Raw genomic sequence first — 21,002 nt, forward strand, 5'->3', positions numbered from 1 at the left:
CTCTTTGTCAATTACTTAATTATTAGCATATACCCTGAAATTGCATAGCTTCTGCTACTTTTTCAAATCCTGCAATATTAGCTCCAGCTACATAATTACCTTCTAATCCGTATCTTTTTGATGCTTCATTAGTTTTTGCAAAGATATTTAGCATAATGTCTTTAAGTTTACTGTCTACTTCTTCAAATGTCCAGCTTAATCTTTGACTATTTTGTGACATTTCTAATGCTGAAGTTGCAACTCCACCTGCATTAGCTGCTTTCCCAGGCATAAATAGTATATTATTTTCCAAGAAGTAATCTACTGCTTCTATTGTACAAGGCATATTAGCTCCTTCTGCTATAGCAGAACAGCCATTTTTCTTTAAAATTTTAGCATCTTCAAGATCTAATTCATTTTGTGTTGCACATGGAAGAGCTATATCACAGGGAACATTCCAAATACCTTTTCCAACTGTAAATATTGCTGAATCTTTAGCATCTGCATATTCTTTAATTCTACCTCTTTTTACCTCTTTAATTTCTTTGATAAGGTCAAGATCAATACCATCTTTATCATAAACATAACCACTAGAATCACTTAATGCAACAACTTTTGCCCCTAATTCTTGAGCTTTTTGAGTAGCATATATAGCAACATTTCCTGAACCTGAGATAACTACTTTTTTGTCTTTAAAATTTTTACCTCCGTTATGTTTAAGCATTTCTTCAACAATATATACTAGTCCATATCCAGTAGCTTCAGTCCTTGTTAATGATCCACCATATGTTAAACCTTTTCCAGTTAGAACTCCTTCAAAAAGACCTGTTAATCTTTTATATTGACCATACATATAACCAATTTCTCTTGCACCTACACCTATATCACCAGCAGGGACATCTGTATCTGCACCAATATATTTATGAAGTTCACTCATAAAGCTCTGACAAAATGCCATTACTTCTCTATCAGATTTACCTTTAGGATCAAAATCTGAACCACCTTTCCCACCACCAATTGGTAAACCTGTCAATGCATTTTTGAATATTTGCTCGAATCCTAAAAATTTAACTATACCTTGATTAACCGAAGGATGAAGTCTAAGTCCCCCTTTATATGGTCCAATGGCACTAGAAAATTGAACACGGAAACCTTTGTTGACATGTACTTGTCCATTGTCATCTACCCAAGGTACTCTAAATGAAATTATTCTTTCTGGTTCTGTCAATCTTTCTAGTAAAGCTTCTTTTCTAAATATCTCTTCATTTTTTTCTACGACTACCCTTAAAGATTCTAAAACTTCTTTAGCGGATTGGTGAAATTCCATTTCACTTGGATTTTTAATAATTAATTTTTCTAGTATTTCGTCAACATACGACATATACATCCTCCTTCTTTAATTTTATTTGAAATTCTCTAACAAATAATTGTTTTGTAGTTAAAATACATACTAACATTATATTATTTTAGTACTATAAAGTCAATTATTAACTGAGATAGTATCAAATTCTTTCTTTGATTTTCTATGTTGGTAAAGTATATATCTTTTTTTAATATATATCAATGTTCAAACATCTGAAATATTTTGTGCTGCAGCACAAAGAACCGATTTAGAGAAATAAAAAAAACTAAATTCTACTATAGAATTTAGTTTTTTTTATTTCTCTGGATTAATCCAATGCTAAATTGATCTCTTATTTAATGTCTAGAAGCATAAAAGCTACTATTAATTTTAACCTTATATTTAATTCAGATAAATTACATTGCAATATTTCCTCTATTTTTTTTAATTTATAATTTATAGTGTTACGATGGTAAAAAAGTTTAGAAGCAACTTCTTTTACACTACCATTAAATTCTAGATAACACCTAAGCACACCTACAAAGTCTGTATCGTTCAAATCGTCAAATTTGATTAAGGCTTCTAAGTTTTCTTCGTGATATTCTTTAATAACTTCATTATCTTCTATAGATAGAAGAAGTTTATATAAACCTAAGTCTTTATATGAGGTAACTTTGTTATGATTTCCCTTTTTTTTCTGAAGTTTCAAAACATTTAGGGCTTTTTGATAACTTTTCCCAATACACTTTATGTTTTTAGCATTATAGCCTATACAAAGATATATCTCTTCATTCTCACTAAGAAGAATTTTACATTTTTTTTTGATATCATCTACTATTTTTTCTATTTTTTCTATACGATATTTTGCAAATATCATTACAAACCTCTTATCAAGCTCAAATGTAAAGGTTTTTTTATTTATATCTGTAGCATAATTTTCAATACATTTTAAAATCTCTTTTCTTTTTTTACTGCCTATTATTTTTTTACCTTTTTTTTCAATGATCTCTATTACTACTAAATGATATGGCCAATGAGCTTGAAAAGCATGCCTTTCAAGATGAGGGACATAAAGAGATTTCTGATCGTGAAAAAAGATAGCATTTTTGACAGCATTTGAAAGTTCCATGTTCATCCTATCAGCTACTGTTATCTTATAAGTAAATTCTCGCATTATTTCAGCCATATGTATACGCCAAGGAACTTGAAATAAAGGAAAATTATTCCTATTACAAAAATCAATAACATCATGAGGAATAGATTTAATATAGGGCCCAATATTAATGATCATCCCGCTGGCATTATTGGCATGGGTATGTATCACAAGTTCTAGGAACTCCTTATCTCCATTAATGCCTATTCCAGTGGTAAAAGCTACTTCATGACTTTCTAAAAAAACAGATAGATTAACACTTTCTACCATATGTACCCATCTTACTATATTATCTAACCCTTTATTTCCAGCAAGAAGTTCTATATCAAATTTTTTAATTGATTCATATAGTTCTCTTAATTTTACAGCCATACTTCCTCCCTATATCTATTTTCTCAATATTATCATTATTATTTTTTTAACTATTATTATATAGTAGAAACATATTTTAGGCAATGATTTAAAAAAAATAGACAGTAAATTTTGTCAAGCACACATAACATATTTTTATAAATACTTTATTTTGAAAAAATAATCTAATATTTTTAGTAGTCTATTTTTATTTTTTAAGGTTATTTTGAAAACTTATCGTCTAAAAATTTAAAAGCAACAGTTACAAAGACTGTAGAGATGATTCCAATACCAGTATCCATTATTCTATGAAAAGCATAAAAAGAACTAGACATCCCTCCTAAATTTGTAGAGATCGCTAAAAATACTATTCCGGCCATATTTGAGGGTGCTTTTAAAAAATTAGAACAGATGAAAACTACCAAAAATATACCTAAAGAATAGATATAGATTGAGTGGGGAAGATAGTGGAAAAAAAATAAACCCATAAGGGCTCCGACAATTGTTCCATAAAGTCTTTTTACTCCTAATTGAATGACTTTTTTATGACAAGATTGGGATACTACCACTGCTGCGATAGAAGCATAAAATAGAGAGTTTATGTGCAGAAAAGTTCCTATAGCCAGGGTAGTCAGTATTGAAAGCCCTGTAATCAATGACAATTTAAAATTTTCTAGCATGTTATTCTCCTTTTTTCAAAAACAGTATTAAGTATGATATAAATAAATTTTATCATAATAGGAAAAAAAATGTTTGAAAAAAGAATAAAACTAAAAAATACACTAGAATAATTAGGAGAAGAAAAAGCAACATGATATTAGATTCAGATAAATACAATTCAAAGTTATAATTTCTAATAAAATAAAGAAGAACTATCTATTTTACGATAGATAGTCCTTTTAAAATACAAAATCAATTCCATTATTTAATTTTATAGAGTTATGAATAATATTAAAAATATATAACTAAGCTTTAGAAATATTTATAGCAGTAACTTTTAATTCAGGAATACCACATATAGGATCTAAGGCTTGACCGTTTGTTAGTACATTTGCTCCATTTCCAAAGTGGAATGGCATAAATACTGTTTTTCCAGAAACATCATTAGAAATCTTAGCTACAGTAAATATTTTTCCTCTTGGAGAGTTAACGACAATATTATCTTTGTCATCTATTTCTAACTCCTTAGCTAATTCGGGGGATAGGCTTAACCAACTAGACTTAAATTCCTTATCTATTTCATCTGTTCTCATAGTCATAGTTCTAGTATGATAATGCTCTAATATCCTTCCTGTTGTCATTATAATAGGATATTGTTTACTTGCCTTTTCAATAGGATCTCGGTATTTTACAGGCATAAATTCTACTTTTTCACCTTTCATAAATTTATCTTTATGTAAAAATTGAGTTCCGGGGTGATCTTTTGTAGGACAAGGCCATTGTAAACCTAAAGAATCAATTCTGCCGTATGAAATCCCATTGTATTGAGGAGTTAAAGATGATAACTCTTCAAATATATCTTTAGAAGTATTGTATTTATTTTTAGAAATAATTCCAAATTTTTCGAGGAGTTCACTAAATATAAGCCAGTCTGGTTTAGAGTTTCCAATTGGATTAATAGCTTTTCTTACTCTTTGAACTCTTCTTTCTGTATTTGTAAATGTTCCATCTTTTTCAGCAAATGTAGCTGCTGGTAAGACAACATCTGCTAATTCAGCGGTTTCTGTTAAAAAAATATCTTGTACAACTAAGAAATCTACCGTTTTTAACGCTTTAGTCACATGATGTGTATCGGGATCAGAAATCATAGGATTTTCTCCTACAATATACATAAACCCTAACTCACCATTTGCAGCTTTATCCATCATTTCTGGTAATCTCATACCATTAGTTGTGTTAAGTTTTACACCCCAAGCATCTTGGAATTTATCTATAGCCTCTGGATTAATAACATCTTGATAACCAGGGAATTTGTTAGGAAGAGCTCCCATATCACAAGCTCCTTGAACATTATTTTGCCCTCTTAGAGGGTTAACACCTGCGTTAGCTTTTCCTATATTTCCACAAACTAAAGCTATGTTTACAGTGGATTTAACATTATCTACCCCTGTAGAATGTTGTGTGATTCCCATTGCATAATATAATCCAGCAGCTGGACTTTCAGCATATATTCTTGCAGCTTTTGCAATAAGCTCTGCATCTACACCACAAATTTCAGCTGTTTTTTCCAATGTACATTCCTTAACACTTTCTTTTAAAGCTTCAAAGTTATTAACTTTTTTATCTATATATTCATGATCTTGAAGATTATTTTCTATTATATAATTGATCATTCCATTTAAAAGAGCAGTATTTGAGCCTGGTTGAATTTGAAGGTAACAATCTGCAATTTCAGATAATTTAATTCTAACAGGATCGGCAACTATTAACTTTGCACCTTTTTTAACGGCTTGCTTTATAGAAGCTCCAATAACAGGATGAGCTTCTGTTGTGTTACTTCCAATTACAAATATCGTATCATTATCTACTACTTCTTCTATGGAATTTGTCATGGCTCCACTACCAAGCATAGCTGCAAGACCTGCAACTGTAGAAGAATGTCAGAGACGGGCACAATGATCTATGGAATTTGTTTGGAATCCAGCTCTAACTATTTTTTGGAAAAGATAGTTATCCTCATTTGTTGTTCTAGCACTGGCTAGTCCAGCAAAACCAGCTCCGCCTTTTTCAGCTAATGTTTTCTTTCTATTAAAATCGATGGTTTCATAGGCTTCATCCCAAGAACATTCAGTTAATTTTCCATCTTTTCTAATTAAAGGAGTTGTAAGTCTATCTCTATGATTGATGAAGTTATATGCAAAAACGCCCTTAACACAATAAAGACCATTATTAACTTTATCCATAACTGGATCAATTCTAACAACTTTATTATCTTTTGTAACTAAGTTTAATTGACATCCCACACCACAATATGAGCATGTTGTTTGAGTTTTTTGAACCTGCCAATTTCTAAATTTTTCTTTAGATTTAGGCATAAGACATCCCACAGGACATACATGAACACAAGCTCCACACTCTGTACAATTGGTCTTACCGTTAAAGCTAGCTCTATCAATAACAGTATGGGGCCCTCTATTATTTAAACCTAATGCGTCGTTACATTGCAGTTGACTACAGACTCTAACACATTTATTACAAGAAATACATTTATTACTATCAATTGAATAAAATTTTGCATCGGTATTTTTAGAAATACCTCTATGTTCTTGAATGTTAGCAATAGCATCAATATCCACACCATATTCATAAGAATAATCTTGTAATTTACATTCTCCTGCCTTTTCACATGTAGGACATTCATTAGGATGACTTGCCCAAAGAAGTTTTAATATATTCCTTCTAGCATTTGCTACTTTTTCTGTTTCTGTTTTTATAACCATCCCCTCTTTAACATCTGTTGAACACGAAGTCTGAAGTTTTGTTCTTCCTCCAGTACCTATTTCTACAACACACATTCTACAAGCTCCTGTTGGAACGAGTCTTTTATCGTCACAAAAAGTAGGAATTTTGATACCTATATTTTCACAAGCCCTCAATACTTTTGTATTTTTAGGGACACTGTATTCTTTATCATTTATAGTGATTTTAACCAAGTTTTTCACGTTTTCCTCCTAATGCCTAAATTTTTAATTAATCAATTGTTCCTGTATATAGTTCATCTCTAAAATATTTAATTGCTTTTAAAACAGGGGTAGCCGCTGTTTGACCAAGTCCACAGAAAGAAGTTTCATTCATTAAAGTTCCAACTTCTAAAAGATAATCTATATCACTTTTTTTTGCAGTTTTATTTAATAGTTTGTCTATTATTTTTTTATATACATGAACTCCCTCTCTACAAGGAATACATTTTCCACAAGATTCATGATGGAAAAAATTATTAGCTAATTTAATATATTCTATAACTGACATATCTTCATCAGCGACTAAGATAGCACCAGATCCTATTCCTAAATCTAGATCCCAAAGATCTTCATATGTGTATCGAGTGTCCAATAGACTAGCAGGTACTAATGGACCAGAAACTCCTCCAAGTTGTAAAAATTTAACTTTTTTATTATTTTCAACACCACCGGCTACCTCTTCAATAATTTGTCTAAGAGTAATTCCAAATGGGATCTCGTATACAGCAGGTTTATTTACATTCCCACAGATGCTGATTAGTTTAGTCCCAACACTTTCTCCATATCCATATTCGGCATATTTAGAAGCTCCTATTTTTAAAATAGTAGCCGCTACAGCTAAACTTTCAACGTTATTAGATTGTGTTGGCATTTGAAGATATCCTTTAGAACTAATCCTAGGAGCTTTAAGTCTTGGTTTACCAGATTTTCCTTCCATAGATTCAATAAGTGCAGATCCTTCACCACAAACGTAAGCTCCAGCTCCAGAAAATACTCTGATATCAAAATCAAATCCTGTACCTAATATATTTTTCCCTAAATATCCTTTTTCTCTAGATAATTCAATAGCAATTTCCAATTGATGTTTCATATATGTGTACTCTTCTCTCAAATAGATAGTCCCAGTTTTGGCACTTCTCATATATCCAGAAATAGTAAGTCCTTCAATAACTTTATAAGGATCTTGAGAAAGTAGTTCTCTATCTTTAAAAGTTGCTGGTTCACCTTCATCGGCATTGCATATAACAAAAGTTTCTTGTTCTAATTCGTTGAGTCCACCTTTCCATTTTTGCCAAGTAGGAAAAGCTGCTCCACCTCTTCCACGAAGACCGGAAATTTTTAGTTCATCTATAACATGCTGTTTTCCTTTTTTAAAAGCTGTTTTAAGACCTGTAAATCCTCCAAGGTCTATATATTTATCGATCTCATTATATTTATATTTACCAAAGTTTTCACTAATCATCTTAATATTAAAGTTTTTATTTATTGTTCTCACCACCCTTCGAAAGTTGATCTAAGAGAGTAATAATCTTTTCAACTGTAAGATTTCCATGAACTACCCCATTAACTCTCATAGCCGGTGCAATATCACAGGCTCCAAAACATGGAGTATGTTCAAAAGTAAATAAATTATCAGGAGTAGTTTCTCCTAATTTAATATTTAATTTTTTTTGAATAGCTTCACCTATAAGGTGCTTTTTCTTAACCCCGCAAACAGTACTTTCGCATAGTTGTAAAACAATCTTTCCTTTTTTACTAGTATTTATAGCCGAAAAAAATGTGATTACCTCATCTATACGAGCTTTTGGCATCTTTAATTTTTTAGCCACATAATCAGATATTTCATCTGAAATATAATTGTCTTTATTTTGTTTTTGAATCTCAGTAAGAATTGGAAGTAGTTCTATCTTACTAAAATCAAAATTAGATAATATGTTATCAATATACTCGTTACCCACCTTAAATATTCCCCCTTAAAATTATTATAAAAAATCATTTATTTTATCTTAAAAATGTTTCAAAACAAAACAAATAATATTAATTATACACCAAATTTATAAAATTAAATATTTTTTTCTTCGTTGTGAAAAAAAAATCACTATTTTAAAAAAAAATACTAAAAAATATAACACTTGAAGTTTTATTTTTTTATAAAAATATTTCTTTCACAATAATAAAATACAACAGTACTAAAAAAATTGACTTTAAAAAAAAAAAATAGTAATATACCTCTTGTAGAGTTGTTTTAGCTAGGGTTTAACACAATGATTTTATTTGGGAATTAAAATCTAAATCGGTTAACTCAAATTTTTGGAACGAATACGATAAAAAATTAAAATGGAGGAAATTATGTCGAAAACTTTTTTAAACACAGTAGAAGTAGCTGAATCAGTTGTACAAATGGCTATAAAAAAAACTAAAACCAAATCATTAAAAATATTTGTATTAGGAATTATGGGGGGCATATTTATAGCTTTAGGTTTTATTGCCTATATTACCGTCACTCAATCTCTTGGTGCTAATGTAGATCCAGGGCTTTCAAAACTTCTTGGAGCTGCAGTGTTTCCAGTTGGACTTATGTTGGTTATATTTGTAGGAGGTTCGTTATTCACAGGAAATAATTTAGCTTTTCTTGCTTATATTACTGGGGATTCATCTTTTAAAGATGTTTTAAGAAACTGGATTGTAGTTTGGCTAGGAAATTTTGTAGGAAGTGCTTTCCTTGCATGGATTGCTGTTGTTGCTGGAGTATTCAAAAGTGCTCCTATGGCCAATATGGTTGTAGCTATTGCGGAAGGGAAAGTTAACCTAGGATTTGCTCAAGCTGTTGCCAGTGGATTTTTATGTAATGTTGTTGTAGCTCTAGCTATTTGGATGACCTTTGCTGCTACTGATGTTTCAGGAAAACTATGGATTTGTTGGTTCCCAATAATGATGTTTGCTCTTTCAGGTTACCAACATGTAGTAGCTAATATGTTTGTTATTACTGCTGGATGGATGGTTTCACCAGAAAGTATTGCTATTTCAGATATGTTTACAAATAACTATATTCCTGTAACTATTGGAAATATGTTATCTGGAGGAATATTTGTTCCTGCTGTTTACTATTGGTTGTATTTAAAGAAGGAAACTTCAAAAGTAGTAACGACTGTTTAACAATTAACTATGATTATTTTTACTTATCATTTAGGAAACTTCAATTTAACTAAGGATAAAAAAAGACCTAGATTTCAAATCTAGGTCTTAAGAAAATAACCTCAAGTAGGTTATTTTTTTGTTTTCATCTTACATTTTATTATCTAAGAAATGTCACGTTGCTATTTTAATTGAACACAAAATATCTTAGAAAAATTTAATTTAAAAAGATCAATTATATTTTCTCTTGTGATTTTTTTGTCTTCGTTTGATATTGACGTAACGCCTAAATCACTGATACCACAAGGATTAATATTATTAAAATAATCTAAATCAACTTCATGATTAATTGCAATACCATGGAGTGTTCTCCATTTTTTTACCTCTACTCCTATAGCACAAATCTTCCCTTTTTCAGTAAAAATACCAACAAGTCCTTCTTTTTTATGAGCTTTTATTCCTAGTTCTTCTAATGTTAGTATTACAACTTCTTCTAGAGATTCAATATACCATTTAATACTTTTTTTAAAATGAGATAGATTTAAGATGGGATAAATAACTATTTGACCAGGGCCATGAAAAGTTACTTTCCCACCTCTTCTAATATCAATAAGTTCAATTCCTTTTTTCTCTCTTTCCTCTCTAGAAATAAAGATTTCACTATCTTCCCCTCTAATTCCCTTAGTTATAGTGGGGTTAGGTTCTGTTATAATTAGATGCCCGAAAACTTCTTTATTAGATATCAAGTTTTCAAAATTTTTCATCTGCAGTTCATAAGATTTTAAATATGGTACCCTTCCTGTGTCTATAACTTTGATTTCTTTCATTACTTATGTAATGGAAATTCTGCTGCTAAAGCCTGAACTTCACTCCTATATTTTTTACCTTCTTTATTTTCTATAACATCTGCAATCATATTAGCAATCTTAATCATCTCTTTTTCTTTCATTCCTCTAGTAGTTACAGCAGGAGTCCCTATTCTTATTCCACTTGTTACAAATGGCTTTTGAGGATCATTTGGAACAGCATTTTTATTTGTAGTAATATCTGCTTCTAAAAGTAATCTTTCTGCTTCTTTACCAGTTATTCCTTTATTTTGAAGATCTACTAGAAACATATGATTATCTGTTCCTCCAGAAACCAATTTAAATCCTCTTTCTACAAGAGTTTCACCCATTACTTTTGCATTTTTAATAACTTGTTTTTGATATTCTTTAAAATCTTCTGAAAGAGCTTCTTTAAATGCCACGGCTTTACCTGCAATTACATGCATTAAAGGCCCACCTTGAATACCTGGGAAGATAGTTTTATTAATTTTTTTCATAATCTCTTCATCATTTGAAAGAATAATTCCACCACGAGGTCCACGCAATGTCTTATGTGTTGTAGATGTAACTACATGGGCATAAGGTACAGGATTTTCATGAAGACCAGCAGCAACAAGACCAGCAATATGTGCCATGTCTACCATAAGGTATGCTCCTACTTCGTCAGCGATTTCTCTAAATTTTTTAAAATCTATCTTTCTTGAGTAAGCACTAGCACCTGCTATAATCAATTTTGGTTTTTCTTTTAGAGCCATCTCTCTAATATTGTCATAATCAATAATTTGTTCTTTTTCAGTTAATTTATACGAAACTATATCATAAAGAGAACCGGAAAAGTTTACAAAATGACCATGAGTAAGATGTCCACCTTGATCTAATGCCATACCTAAAACTTTATCTCCTACATTTATAAGAGCCATATATACAGCCATATTAGCTTGAGATCCAGAATGAGGTTGAACATTTGCATATTTACAACCAAATAGTTCTCCTAATCTTTCAATAGCAAGCTTTTCAACAACATCTACATGTTCGCAACCACCATAATATCTTTTACCAACGTATCCTTCAGCGTACTTATTTGTAAACTCTGAACCAACTGCTTCCATTACTGCTTTAGATACAAAGTTTTCAGACGCAATTAATTCAATTCCCTCTTCTTGTCTATTTCTTTCATTAACTATTTGGTTGAAAACTTCTTTGTCAACATCACTAAGTCTTTTATGATCCATTAAACTCCCTCCTATGTGTTTATATCTAAAGATTAAAAGGGCTATAAAGCCTTTTAAGATTTATTATAATCCTCCTAAATATTTATACCTAAAGATTAGAATGGCTTTATCTTTTCTTTCTTTAACGTCACCTTTTATAAAAGTAGCTTTAACCTTCTCATTAAGTGATAATTCTTCTTCCTTTAAATTTTCAACATAACTTTTTACTTCTCCTACCTCATCCTGAGATAGTTCAGACTTTACTGCAAATGCTACAGATAAAGCCGCATTTCTGTCTCATGTATCACAAATTTTTTCATCCCTTTCAAGAAGAGATTTTAGTATGCTATCTTCTATGGCTTCTTTAGCCGATCTACCGTTTAAAAAACTCATTATTTTCACCCCTTTTAGTTATTATACTTAAATTATCTTTTACTAAGAGTGAGTAACGATACATCACGTAGATTTTTCTTTATCAACTCTTTTTCTCAAGATATTACATAGGAGCTGTTAAAACAGCTCCTATTTTATTATATTTAAATCGTTCTTACCAAGCGTGAGTAACGATTATATCTCTCGCTGCTTTTCCTTCATCTATTCTTTTAATTATTGTGTTATTAGGTGCTGACAATACTACTTCAGGATTTTCATCCATTTCTTTTCTTATGGCAATCATAGCATCAATAAATCCATCCATAGTTTCTTTACTCTCTGTTTCTGTAGGTTCAAACATCATAGCGCCATTTACGATAAGTGGGAAATAAATTGTTGGTGGATGATATCCAAAATCTAAAAGTCTTTTTGCAATGTCAAGGGTTGTTACACTTTCATGTTTAGGTTGTGCCAATACAAACTCATGTTTACACACTCTGTCAACTGCAAGCGGATAGTGTTCTTTCAGTCTTGCCATCATGTAATTTGCATTAAGGACTGCAGTTTCACTTGCAGTTGTTAGCCCTCTTCCACCCATTGTTAACATATACGAATATGCTCTTAAAATAACTCCATAATTTCCATAGAAACTACGAACTTTACCTATACTATCTGGTTTATCATAGTTAAGGCTATATTTTTCAGCTTTTTTTTCTATTACTGGAACTGGTTGAAAAGGTGCCAGTCTATTTTTAAATGCTATAGCTCCACTCCCAGGACCTCCTCCACCATGTGGTGTTGACATAGTTTTATGCAAATTATAATGCATTATGTCAAACCCCATATCTCCAGGTCTAGCTTTTCCCATAATGGCATTCATATTTGCACCGTCATAGTATAAAAGTCCTCCAGCTTCATGAATAAGAGCTGATATCTCTTGAATATTTGCTTCAAAAATTCCAAGTGTACTTGGATTAGTTAACATAAATCCTGCTAGTTCATCATTCATATGTTCTTTTAAAGCGTCAATATCAACGTCACCTTCAGGAGTTGACTTAATCTCAATTATATTAAATCCTGCTACTTGTGCCGAAGATGGATTAGTTCCATGAGCAGCATCAGGTAATACTATATTTTTTCTTTTAAAATCACCATTTTTTTCATGGTAAGCCTTTATCATCATAAGTGCTGTTAACTCACCATGAGAACCTGCAGCAGGTTGAAGACACGATTCATCCATTCCAGCAACTTCGGCTAGATGTATCCCTGCTTCATACATCATTTCAAGTGCTCCTTGGACAGTTTCCTCAGGTTGGTAAGGGTGTAGATTCATCATCTTAGGATTTCGAGCTATCTGTTCATTTATTTTTGAATTATATTTCATTGTGCAAGAACCCAAAGGATAGAAACCTGTATCGAGTCCAAAGTTTTTACTAGATAAACGAGTATAATGTCTAACTACGTCGTTTTCACTTACTTCAGGAAGTTTTACATCCTTTGTCTTTAATAGATTCTTTGGTACTGCCAAATCAAGAGTAACATTTTCTACTTCTAATTCTGGAAGTGAATAACCACATCTTCCTTTCTTAGAAATTTCAAATATAAGTTTATTATATTCTTTCATCTATATCTCACCCATCCTTTCAGCAAAGTCATCTATCTCTAATTTACTTCTTTTTTCAGTAGTACACACTAAAGATGCATTTTTAAATTCAGGATATTCTCTTTCTAAAGGATATCCACCCAAGATTCCAGCTTGTAATAATTTTTCATTGATAAGCTCAGGAGACTCTTTCCCCTCAATTACAAATTCTCTGAAAAATGGTCTATTAAATTTTAATTTATACTTATCTGTTTCTACAAGTTTAGTCATAGTATAGTTAGCATTTTTATAGCATAATTCCGCTACTTTTTCTAACCCAACTCTTCCTAAAAGGCTCATATGAATAGTAGCTGCTAAAGCATTTAATGCATGGTTAGAACAAATATTAGAAGTAGCTTTCTCTCTTCTAATGTGTTGTTCTCTAGCTTGAAGAGTTAAAACGTATGATCTTTTTCCATCTTGATCGATACTTTCTCCTGCTATTCTTCCTGGTATTTTTCTAATAAGTCCTTTAGTTACTGCCATAAATCCTAAGTAAGGTCCACCAAACGCAAGTCCGCTACCAAAACTTTGGGCATCTCCAACAACTATATCTGCTCCAGATTCTCCAGGAGTTTTAAGCATTCCCATAGCTACAAGATCTGTAGCTACAATGTATTTTGTTTTTTTATCTACAATGTTTTCTCTAATTTCATCTAAATCTTCAATAATTCCAAAGAAATTTGGACTTTGTACTAATACTCCTGCTGTTTTATCAGAAACTTTAGCTTTTAAATCTTCTATAGAAGTTGCACCATCATCTAGTTCTACTTCTACTACCTTTATATCTCTAAATCTACAGTATGTTTTAAGTACTTGTCTTGTCTCAGGATTAACACTTTTAGAAACAATGATTTCCTTTCTTTTTGTAACAGTAGCTGTTACTATAGCTGCTTCTGCCGCTGATGTTGAACCGTCATACATTGAAGCATTAGATGCAAACATACCAGTTAAATTAGCTATCATTGTTTGAAATTCAAATATACACTGTAATGTTCCTTGACTAATCTCAGGTTGATATGGTGTATAAGCTGTATAAAATTCAGAACGACTAATTAAGTGGTCAACTGCTGCAGGAGAGTAGTGATCGTATGCCCCTGCTCCTCTAAAACATATAAGCTCTGATGAATTTTTATTGCCTAATTCATTGATTCTTTTCTTTAGTTCTATTTCAGACATAGGCTCACATATGTTTAATTTGTGAGGTGGTTTCAGTTCTTTGGGAATATCATTAAAAAGTTCCTCAACATTCTTAATACCAATTACATCTAACATTTCTTTTCTATCTTCCTCCGTAGTAGGTATATATCTAAACATTAATGAGCCTCCTCACATAATTCGTTATATGCGTCGAAATCTAATAAAGAATCTAATTCTCCTTTGTCTGAAAGTTCAACTTTTAAAATCCAAGTTCCATATGGATCTGAATTTAATAAAGTAGGGTTATCTTCTAACTCTTCGTTAACTTCGAGAATTGTTCCTGATACAGGCATATATGAATCTGAAGCTGCTTTTACAGATTCTATAACACCAAAAGCTTCTTCCATTTTAAGTTCATCATCAGTTTCAGGGAGTTCTACATATACTATTTCCCCAAGTGATTTTTGTGCATGATCAGTAATTCCTATAAGTGCTGTGTTTCCCTCAACTTTAATCCATTCGTGGTCTTTTGTGTAAAGTAATTTTTCCATATTTAATTCCTCCTCTGATTTTTGTGTTTATTTTTTGTATTTTTTTTCTAAAAACTTTTTACTTATTACTTCTGCATCTACAAGTTTATTTCTAATTTCTACTTGAATGTTTTTACCTATCTTAGCATATTCTATATTTATAAGGGCTATACCAATACTTTCTTTTTGTCCAGGAAGTTTGTAACCCGTTGTAACATAACCTATTTCTTTTCCCTCAGCAAATACTTTATATCCACCTCTAGCAATACCTTTTCCAGTTAATTTAAATCCTGCTGTTCTTCTTGTTAAACCATCTCTTTTTTGTGCCACTAAAACATCTTTTCCTATAAAATCTCCAGCTTCTAATTTAACAAAGAAACCAAGTCCTGATTCTAATGGAGTAATATTATCTCCTAATTCATTCCCATAAAGAGGTAAACCAGCTTCAAATCTAAGTGTATCTCTAGCTCCAAGCCCTATAGGGGAAAGATCCTCTCCACCAGCTTCAATAATTACTTCTGCAAGAGCAACAGCACTTTCATGACCTAAGTATACTTCAAATCCATCTTCACCAGTATATCCAGTTCTAGAAACTATACACTCTACTCCAGCTACTAAAACTTTAGAGTTAAATGTAAAGAATTTTATTTCATTTAAGTCGGTATCTGTAATTTTTTGAAGAATTTCTTGAGCTTTAGGTCCTTGGATTGCAATTTGTGTAACATTGTCAGATATATTCTCTGTTACAACATCAAAAGCTTTAGCTTGCTTAACTACCCAGTTATAATCTTTTTCAATATTAGCAGCATTTACTACTAATAATATTTTTTCATTAGTATACTTGTAAACTAATAAATCATCTACAACTCCACCTTTTTCATTACACATAAATGTGTACATTACTTGATTTTCATTCATAGCACTTGCATCATTTGCAACTATGTAGTCTACAAATTTTAAAGCGTCTGAACCATCAATAGTAAATTCACCCATGTGAGATACATCAAAAAGACCAGCTTTTTCTCTAACAGCAAAATGTTCTTCTTTTATTCCTTCAAATTGAATAGGAAGTTCCCATCCTGTAAAATCTACTAGTTTACCACCTAGTTTTTTGTGCACTTCATTTAACGATGTTTTTTTCAATCCCATTTTTTCCCCCTTAATCATTATATAGTTGCCAAGCTTTATATGAACTCCTTACAAGAGGTCCAGAAGCTACCCCTTCAAAGCCCATTTCTTCAGCTTTTTGTTTGTACCATTCAAAATCTTCAGGTGTTACATATTCATACATTGGATAGTGTTCTTCTGAAGGTCTTAAATATTGACCTATAGTTAACAAATCACAAGAATTCTCTCTTAAGTCTTTAAAGAGCTGAACAACTTCTTCTTTAGTTTCACCTAATCCTAACATTATTCCAGATTTTGTTTTAATTGTTGGGTCTATTACTTTTGACATTCTCAATATTTTTAAAGTTCTATTGTATTCTGCCTCTGGCCTTACATTTTCATATAGTCTTGCAATTGTTTCGATGTTATGGTTTAAAACTTCTGGCTTTGCTTCTAAAACAGTTTTTAAAGCTTCGACATTCCCCATTAAATCAGGAATCAATAACTCAACTTTTACTTTGCTATTTATTTTTCTTATTTCTTTTACAACTTCAGCAAAGTGACCGGCACCACCATCTTCTAAATCATCTCTAGTTACTGATGTAACTACTACATAATTTAATTTAAGTTTTTTTACTGCTTGGGCTAGATGCTTAGGTTCATCAATATCTAAGATTTTAGGTGAACCATCTTTTACATTACAAAATTTACATTTTCTAGTACATATACCTCCCATTATCAAAAAGGTTGCAGTACCGCTAGAGTAACATTCGGCTCTATTAGGGCAATTTGCTTCTTTACATACAGTTTTTAAATCCAATTCTTTTAATATACTCTCTATATTTTGAAAACCTTTAACGCTACCTAAATTTATTTTTAACCATTCTGGTTTTGCTACTCTATTATTTTTCATGAATATGACTACCTCCGATCTCTATAATTTATATACTCTAATAGTTTTAAGTAGAGTCTTTTAATAACTGTATTATTATTTTATAATATTGTCAATAAGGAATATTATTTTCACATTAGAATAGTGTTCGTAACACGTTTTTTTAGTTGGGATTCTTAACGTTTTTTTTATATAAACTTAAAATTAATTTTCAATTACTAAAATTTTCACAGAAATTTTAGGAGGATGTTCGTAAAGTTATGAAATGTGTTTTAAAAATTAAGTATTCTCGTAGTTGAGAATGTTTTGAAAGTAGAATAGAACTAATCGATATTAATTGAAGAAAGAACATTTAAAAAAAGGCATAAATTTAAATAAGAAATCGAATAATTTATAAATTATATATTACTATATTTATAGTAGAGTTTTTATAATGGGTTGACAATTTTAGAAAATAATAATATATATATAGTCTAGATATAAAGTCATATAGCGCTAATTATATCAATGAAATTATAATAATATCAATTATATTTTTGGACTTCTAAAAGATTTGTGAGAACATTCAAAAAGCTATTTTATAAACCAATCTATCTAGGAGTCTAGAAATATGAATATAAGGAGAACTATATGAAAATAGGAAATTTCACACAAAACAATAACTTGACTAAAGATACGATTAGGCATTATATAGCCCTTGGGATTCTTAATCCTAAAAAAATAAATAAACAATATAATTTTACTGAAAATGATCAGAGAACATTGGACCAGCTTCTACATTTGAAATCTTTAAATTTTACTTTAAGTGAGGTTAAAAGCATTATTTTAACTAAAAAACTAGGAAATCTTGATTCAAAAACTAGCTCTTATTTATATAAAAATTATTATCTCAAAAAAAGTAAAGAAATAAGAGAAGAGATAAAATCTCTAAAAAAAATTGATAATAAACTTAACGAGGAAATAGAAAGTTTACTTTTAGAAGGAGAAAACTCTGAGATAAAAATAGGAATTCCTTTAAACAGTCTTTATCTATTAAAATGTCCTCTTTGCCAATCGGAACTTAAAATTTGTAAAGGGAATATAGAAGATAATCAAATTTTAGACGGTATTCTCAAATGTAGTTGTCAAAAAGAATATGTAATTAAAGATGGCATCCTTATTGTCTCCCATACTCATTTTGAACCTCCTTATGATTATCCGCAAGATTTTTTATTAAATTATATTGATAACACTAAGAAGGAACTGTTGGATAATATTTATAAAAATTCAGCATGGTTTTCTAATACAATCCCTAATAAATTTTTTAAAGAGAAAATTTTATTAGAAATAGGGAGTGGAATAGGTTTTTTTCTGAGTAATATTTATGATGATCTAGAGGAAGATACCACTTATATTTCTGTAGATTTAAATTTGGATTCGCAAATTTTTCTAAAAAAAAGTCTTGAAATAAAAGGGATTAAAAAAAATATTATTTTTATTTGTTCAGATTTCAAAGAAATTCCAATAAAAATAAATAGTGTTGATATTCTTGTAGATTATCTTACCAGCAGTAGTTTTCCCTTTAGAAATCAAGGTTTTCATATTGAGAATTTAGATAAATATTTAAAAGAGAACTCAGTACTTTTAAGTGGCTATATTATTTTTGAAAAATTTAAAAATAATTCACTTATTAAATCAAATTTTAGAAAATATTTAATCTTAAAAAATATTAAAATAAAACTACTTGAAATGAATTATAAAGTTTTATCTCAAAAGCAACTTCCATCTATTTTTGTTGATGGAGAGCTAGGAAAATATGAAGATTTTACTGTTCCAGGAGAAATAATTTCTACATATCTGTATTTTGGTAAAAGATAGGGTTAACTCCACTTTTTTCCGTTTTTTATAGTAAATTTGTTTATTTTAGCTATTGATCAAGCCTTCCCTCTATATTTTATAATATTGTTAAGATAATAAAATGTTGAGGAGGAAGGAAATGAATAATTATTTTAAAAATAAATTGATATATTTTCCAGGAATATTTATCTCTTTATTAGGGTCGGTATTATTTACATTTGCCACAGGAATGTATTTGTTAGACGTGACGCATCAAGGGACTTCATATGCTTTTAATATAATATTATATACAATACCAGTGGTCGTTTTATCACCGATTTTTGGAATATTTGTAGATCATTATTCCAAGAAAAAACTTATAATTTTAGGAGATCTTTTTAATGCTCTTCTAATGTTTGGGCTCTTCTACATGTGGAATTTTGTAGATCATCTTACTTTAATTTATGTAGGATCTTTATTTACCAGTATATTTTCTCTACTTGTATATATAGGATTTGAAAGTGGAAAATCTCAGATATTTGAGAAAAACTGGTTGGTAAAAGCTAATTCTTTAACATCTATAATTGCTTCATGCAGTAGGGTAGCAGGTCCATTTTTAGGAGGGTTGGTATATGCATTTATTGATATAAGAACCTTTGTTTTATTTAATGGAATCTCATTTTTATTTTCTATGATTACAGAGATATTTTTAACTATACAGGAAGTCAAAGCAAAAAAAAAAGAGAAGGTGTCTTTAACTAAGGGTTTTAAATATATAATGTTAGATAAAAAATTGAAAAAATATGTTGTTTTATTAGTTATTTTAAATTTTTCATTTCCAATGGCAATAGTAGTTCCTATTCCTTATCTTATTACAAATTATTTTGAATTTGGAAGTAAGGTTTTAGGTGGAATAGAATCTGTGTTTTCCATAGGACTAATAGTTGGAGCTATGGTGATGGGAAAATTTAACTTTAAATTGACGTCTAAATTGATAAAAGTGCTGTTTACTGGATATCTAGGAGTAAATACATTATTTTTGATTCCAATATTTATAGATTTAGAGCAGATAGTAACTACATTAATTTATTCTATAGGAATGTTTTTAACAGGTGGACTGATTGCTCTAGTAGATATCCCATTATTTACTTATTTTCAGAAGGAACTACCAGATAATATAAGAGGACAGGTAATAGGTTTATTTATTGGAATGGTAAAAACAATAATGCCTATAGCACTATTATTGTCTGGAAAAATAATCGATACGAGTACTCCAGGATATAGTATGATTTTAGGAATAATTCCCATAGCAATATCATTGGTATTTTTAATATTAACTCCTCAAAAAGAATAGATATAGCGAGAAGATAAATAGGTAATATTTTTAGATGAATTTCAAGAAAAAACTATAACCAAGGCAATAAAAATACTGATTTTAATAAAGACCTTTTCAAAAATAAAAAAAGAGCCATCAAAATTAATTGACAGCTTCTTTTTAGATGAAACACTAGTATAATAGTTACAGTTTATTTCTATGTTCTTAATCATCAATTAATTGATGATTTCTTTTATACTAAATATTAGCAGCTTGTTTTTTCTACTGCGATATATTCTTTTTCTCCTAATATAACAATAGCTTTTTCTTTGTTAGCATCATTTACTAAGATGATTGGTCCTGTACAACCCATTCCTGCTTCTGCATAGATCCCACTTCTCATAAGTTCTATCGCTGCATCATCTAAGTCCATAATATCTATTCCTGAAATTTGTGCTGTTACTACTTGCTTTTCAGGTTTTACAAATTCTTCTACTGGTTTTTTTGGTGCTTCAACAAAACTAGCTAAGATATCTTCATATCCTGCTTTTTTTATCATTTCATATTCTTTGCTTACTATTGAAGTAAGATCATTTTTCCCTAATAGTGCAGCATATTTTATTGCTCCTTCTACTACAGGTACTCCTGATGCTCTAGATAAGATTAATATAGTTCTTTTCATATCAAATGATACTCCTGGACCATATCCATATCCACTGGCTTCATAAGA

The 21,002-nt window shown here is 30.3% G+C and carries 16 protein-coding genes and 1 pseudogene; 3 read left to right on the forward strand and 14 right to left on the reverse strand.

Annotated elements, in window-relative coordinates; translation table 11 throughout:
- Nucleotides 1-22 precede the first annotated feature (22 nt).
- The 6 genes from gdhA to WBG30_RS06510 all read right to left on the reverse strand — a co-directional run bounded on the left by gdhA (nucleotide 23) and on the right by WBG30_RS06510 (nucleotide 8,244).
- The gene (gdhA, locus tag WBG30_RS06485) at nucleotides 23-1,360 is read right to left on the reverse strand and encodes an NADP-specific glutamate dehydrogenase (RefSeq protein WP_424503830.1); all 1,338 of its coding nucleotides are present in this window, start codon (nucleotides 1,358-1,360) and stop codon (nucleotides 23-25) included.
- 313 nt (nucleotides 1,361-1,673) lie between these two features.
- Nucleotides 1,674-2,846 carry a PucR family transcriptional regulator gene (locus WBG30_RS06490; RefSeq protein WP_424503831.1) on the reverse strand — a complete coding sequence of 391 codons (1,173 nt, stop codon included), beginning with the start codon at nucleotides 2,844-2,846 and terminating at the stop codon, nucleotides 1,674-1,676.
- Between the two features lie 200 nt (nucleotides 2,847-3,046).
- Complete coding sequence (locus WBG30_RS06495) at nucleotides 3,047-3,505, reverse strand: FUSC family protein (RefSeq protein WP_424503832.1); 459 nt, start codon at nucleotides 3,503-3,505, stop codon at nucleotides 3,047-3,049.
- A 285-nt stretch (nucleotides 3,506-3,790) separates the two neighbouring features.
- Entirely contained in the window at nucleotides 3,791-6,478 is a 2,688-nt protein-coding gene (gene fdhF / locus WBG30_RS06500) for a formate dehydrogenase subunit alpha (protein WP_424503845.1), read from the reverse strand.
- A 37-nt stretch (nucleotides 6,479-6,515) separates the two neighbouring features.
- Nucleotides 6,516-7,748 (reverse strand): complex I 51 kDa subunit family protein, encoded by a 1,233-nt coding sequence (locus WBG30_RS06505; protein ID WP_424503833.1) that lies wholly within the window; start codon nucleotides 7,746-7,748, stop codon nucleotides 6,516-6,518.
- A gap of 16 nt (nucleotides 7,749-7,764) precedes the next feature.
- Nucleotides 7,765-8,244 carry an NAD(P)H-dependent oxidoreductase subunit E gene (locus WBG30_RS06510; RefSeq protein ID WP_424503834.1) on the reverse strand — a complete coding sequence of 160 codons (480 nt, stop codon included), beginning with the start codon at nucleotides 8,242-8,244 and terminating at the stop codon, nucleotides 7,765-7,767.
- Between the two features lie 391 nt (nucleotides 8,245-8,635).
- On the opposite strand from WBG30_RS06510, the gene WBG30_RS06515 reads away from it, so the two are divergent.
- Nucleotides 8,636-9,442, forward strand: coding sequence for a formate/nitrite transporter family protein (locus WBG30_RS06515; protein ID WP_424503835.1), 807 nt, complete (start codon nucleotides 8,636-8,638; stop codon nucleotides 9,440-9,442).
- Nucleotides 9,443-9,603: 161 nt separating this feature from the next.
- On the opposite strand, the gene lipB is transcribed toward WBG30_RS06515, so the two are convergent.
- The 7 genes from lipB to lipA form a co-directional block, all read right to left on the reverse strand.
- Nucleotides 9,604-10,248, reverse strand: a complete 645-nt coding sequence (lipB, locus tag WBG30_RS06520) for a lipoyl(octanoyl) transferase LipB (protein ID WP_424503836.1) — start codon at nucleotides 10,246-10,248, stop codon at nucleotides 9,604-9,606.
- On the reverse strand, nucleotides 10,248-11,480 hold the full coding sequence (gene glyA / locus WBG30_RS06525) for a serine hydroxymethyltransferase (protein ID WP_424503837.1): 1,233 nt from the start codon (nucleotides 11,478-11,480) through the stop codon (nucleotides 10,248-10,250). Before glyA ends, lipB begins: the two co-directional genes overlap by 1 nt.
- Before the next feature lie 526 nt (nucleotides 11,481-12,006).
- Entirely contained in the window at nucleotides 12,007-13,455 is a 1,449-nt protein-coding gene (gcvPB, locus tag WBG30_RS06530; RefSeq protein WP_424503838.1) for an aminomethyl-transferring glycine dehydrogenase subunit GcvPB, read from the reverse strand.
- Nucleotides 13,456-14,790, reverse strand: coding sequence for an aminomethyl-transferring glycine dehydrogenase subunit GcvPA (gene gcvPA, locus WBG30_RS06535; RefSeq protein WP_424503839.1), 1,335 nt, complete (start codon nucleotides 14,788-14,790; stop codon nucleotides 13,456-13,458).
- Nucleotides 14,790-15,164: a glycine cleavage system protein GcvH gene (gene gcvH / locus WBG30_RS06540; RefSeq protein WP_424503840.1), complete on the reverse strand. Its 375-nt coding sequence runs from the start codon at nucleotides 15,162-15,164 to the stop codon at nucleotides 14,790-14,792. The genes gcvPA and gcvH overlap by 1 nt, the downstream gene beginning before the upstream one ends.
- Before the next feature lie 27 nt (nucleotides 15,165-15,191).
- Nucleotides 15,192-16,292, reverse strand: coding sequence for a glycine cleavage system aminomethyltransferase GcvT (gene gcvT, locus WBG30_RS06545; protein WP_424503841.1), 1,101 nt, complete (start codon nucleotides 16,290-16,292; stop codon nucleotides 15,192-15,194).
- A gap of 10 nt (nucleotides 16,293-16,302) precedes the next feature.
- Entirely contained in the window at nucleotides 16,303-17,163 is an 861-nt protein-coding gene (gene lipA, locus WBG30_RS06550) for a lipoyl synthase (protein WP_424503842.1), read from the reverse strand.
- A 609-nt stretch (nucleotides 17,164-17,772) separates the two neighbouring features.
- Between lipA and WBG30_RS06555 the strand changes: the two genes are divergently transcribed.
- Both WBG30_RS06555 and WBG30_RS06560 read left to right on the forward strand, forming a co-directional pair.
- On the forward strand, nucleotides 17,773-18,999 hold the full coding sequence (locus WBG30_RS06555) for a MerR family transcriptional regulator (RefSeq protein WP_424503843.1): 1,227 nt from the start codon (nucleotides 17,773-17,775) through the stop codon (nucleotides 18,997-18,999).
- Between the two features lie 118 nt (nucleotides 19,000-19,117).
- The gene (locus WBG30_RS06560; protein ID WP_424503844.1) at nucleotides 19,118-20,311 is read left to right on the forward strand and encodes an MFS transporter; all 1,194 of its coding nucleotides are present in this window, start codon (nucleotides 19,118-19,120) and stop codon (nucleotides 20,309-20,311) included.
- Nucleotides 20,312-20,537: 226 nt separating this feature from the next.
- Here the strand turns inward: WBG30_RS06560 and WBG30_RS06565 are convergent.
- Nucleotides 20,538-21,002, reverse strand: a pseudogene (locus WBG30_RS06565) (glycine/sarcosine/betaine reductase complex component C subunit alpha); the annotation flags it as partial.

Origin of the sequence: Psychrilyobacter sp. (genome assembly GCF_049671765.1) — a bacterium.
Lineage (GTDB): Bacteria > Fusobacteriota > Fusobacteriia > Fusobacteriales > Fusobacteriaceae > Psychrilyobacter.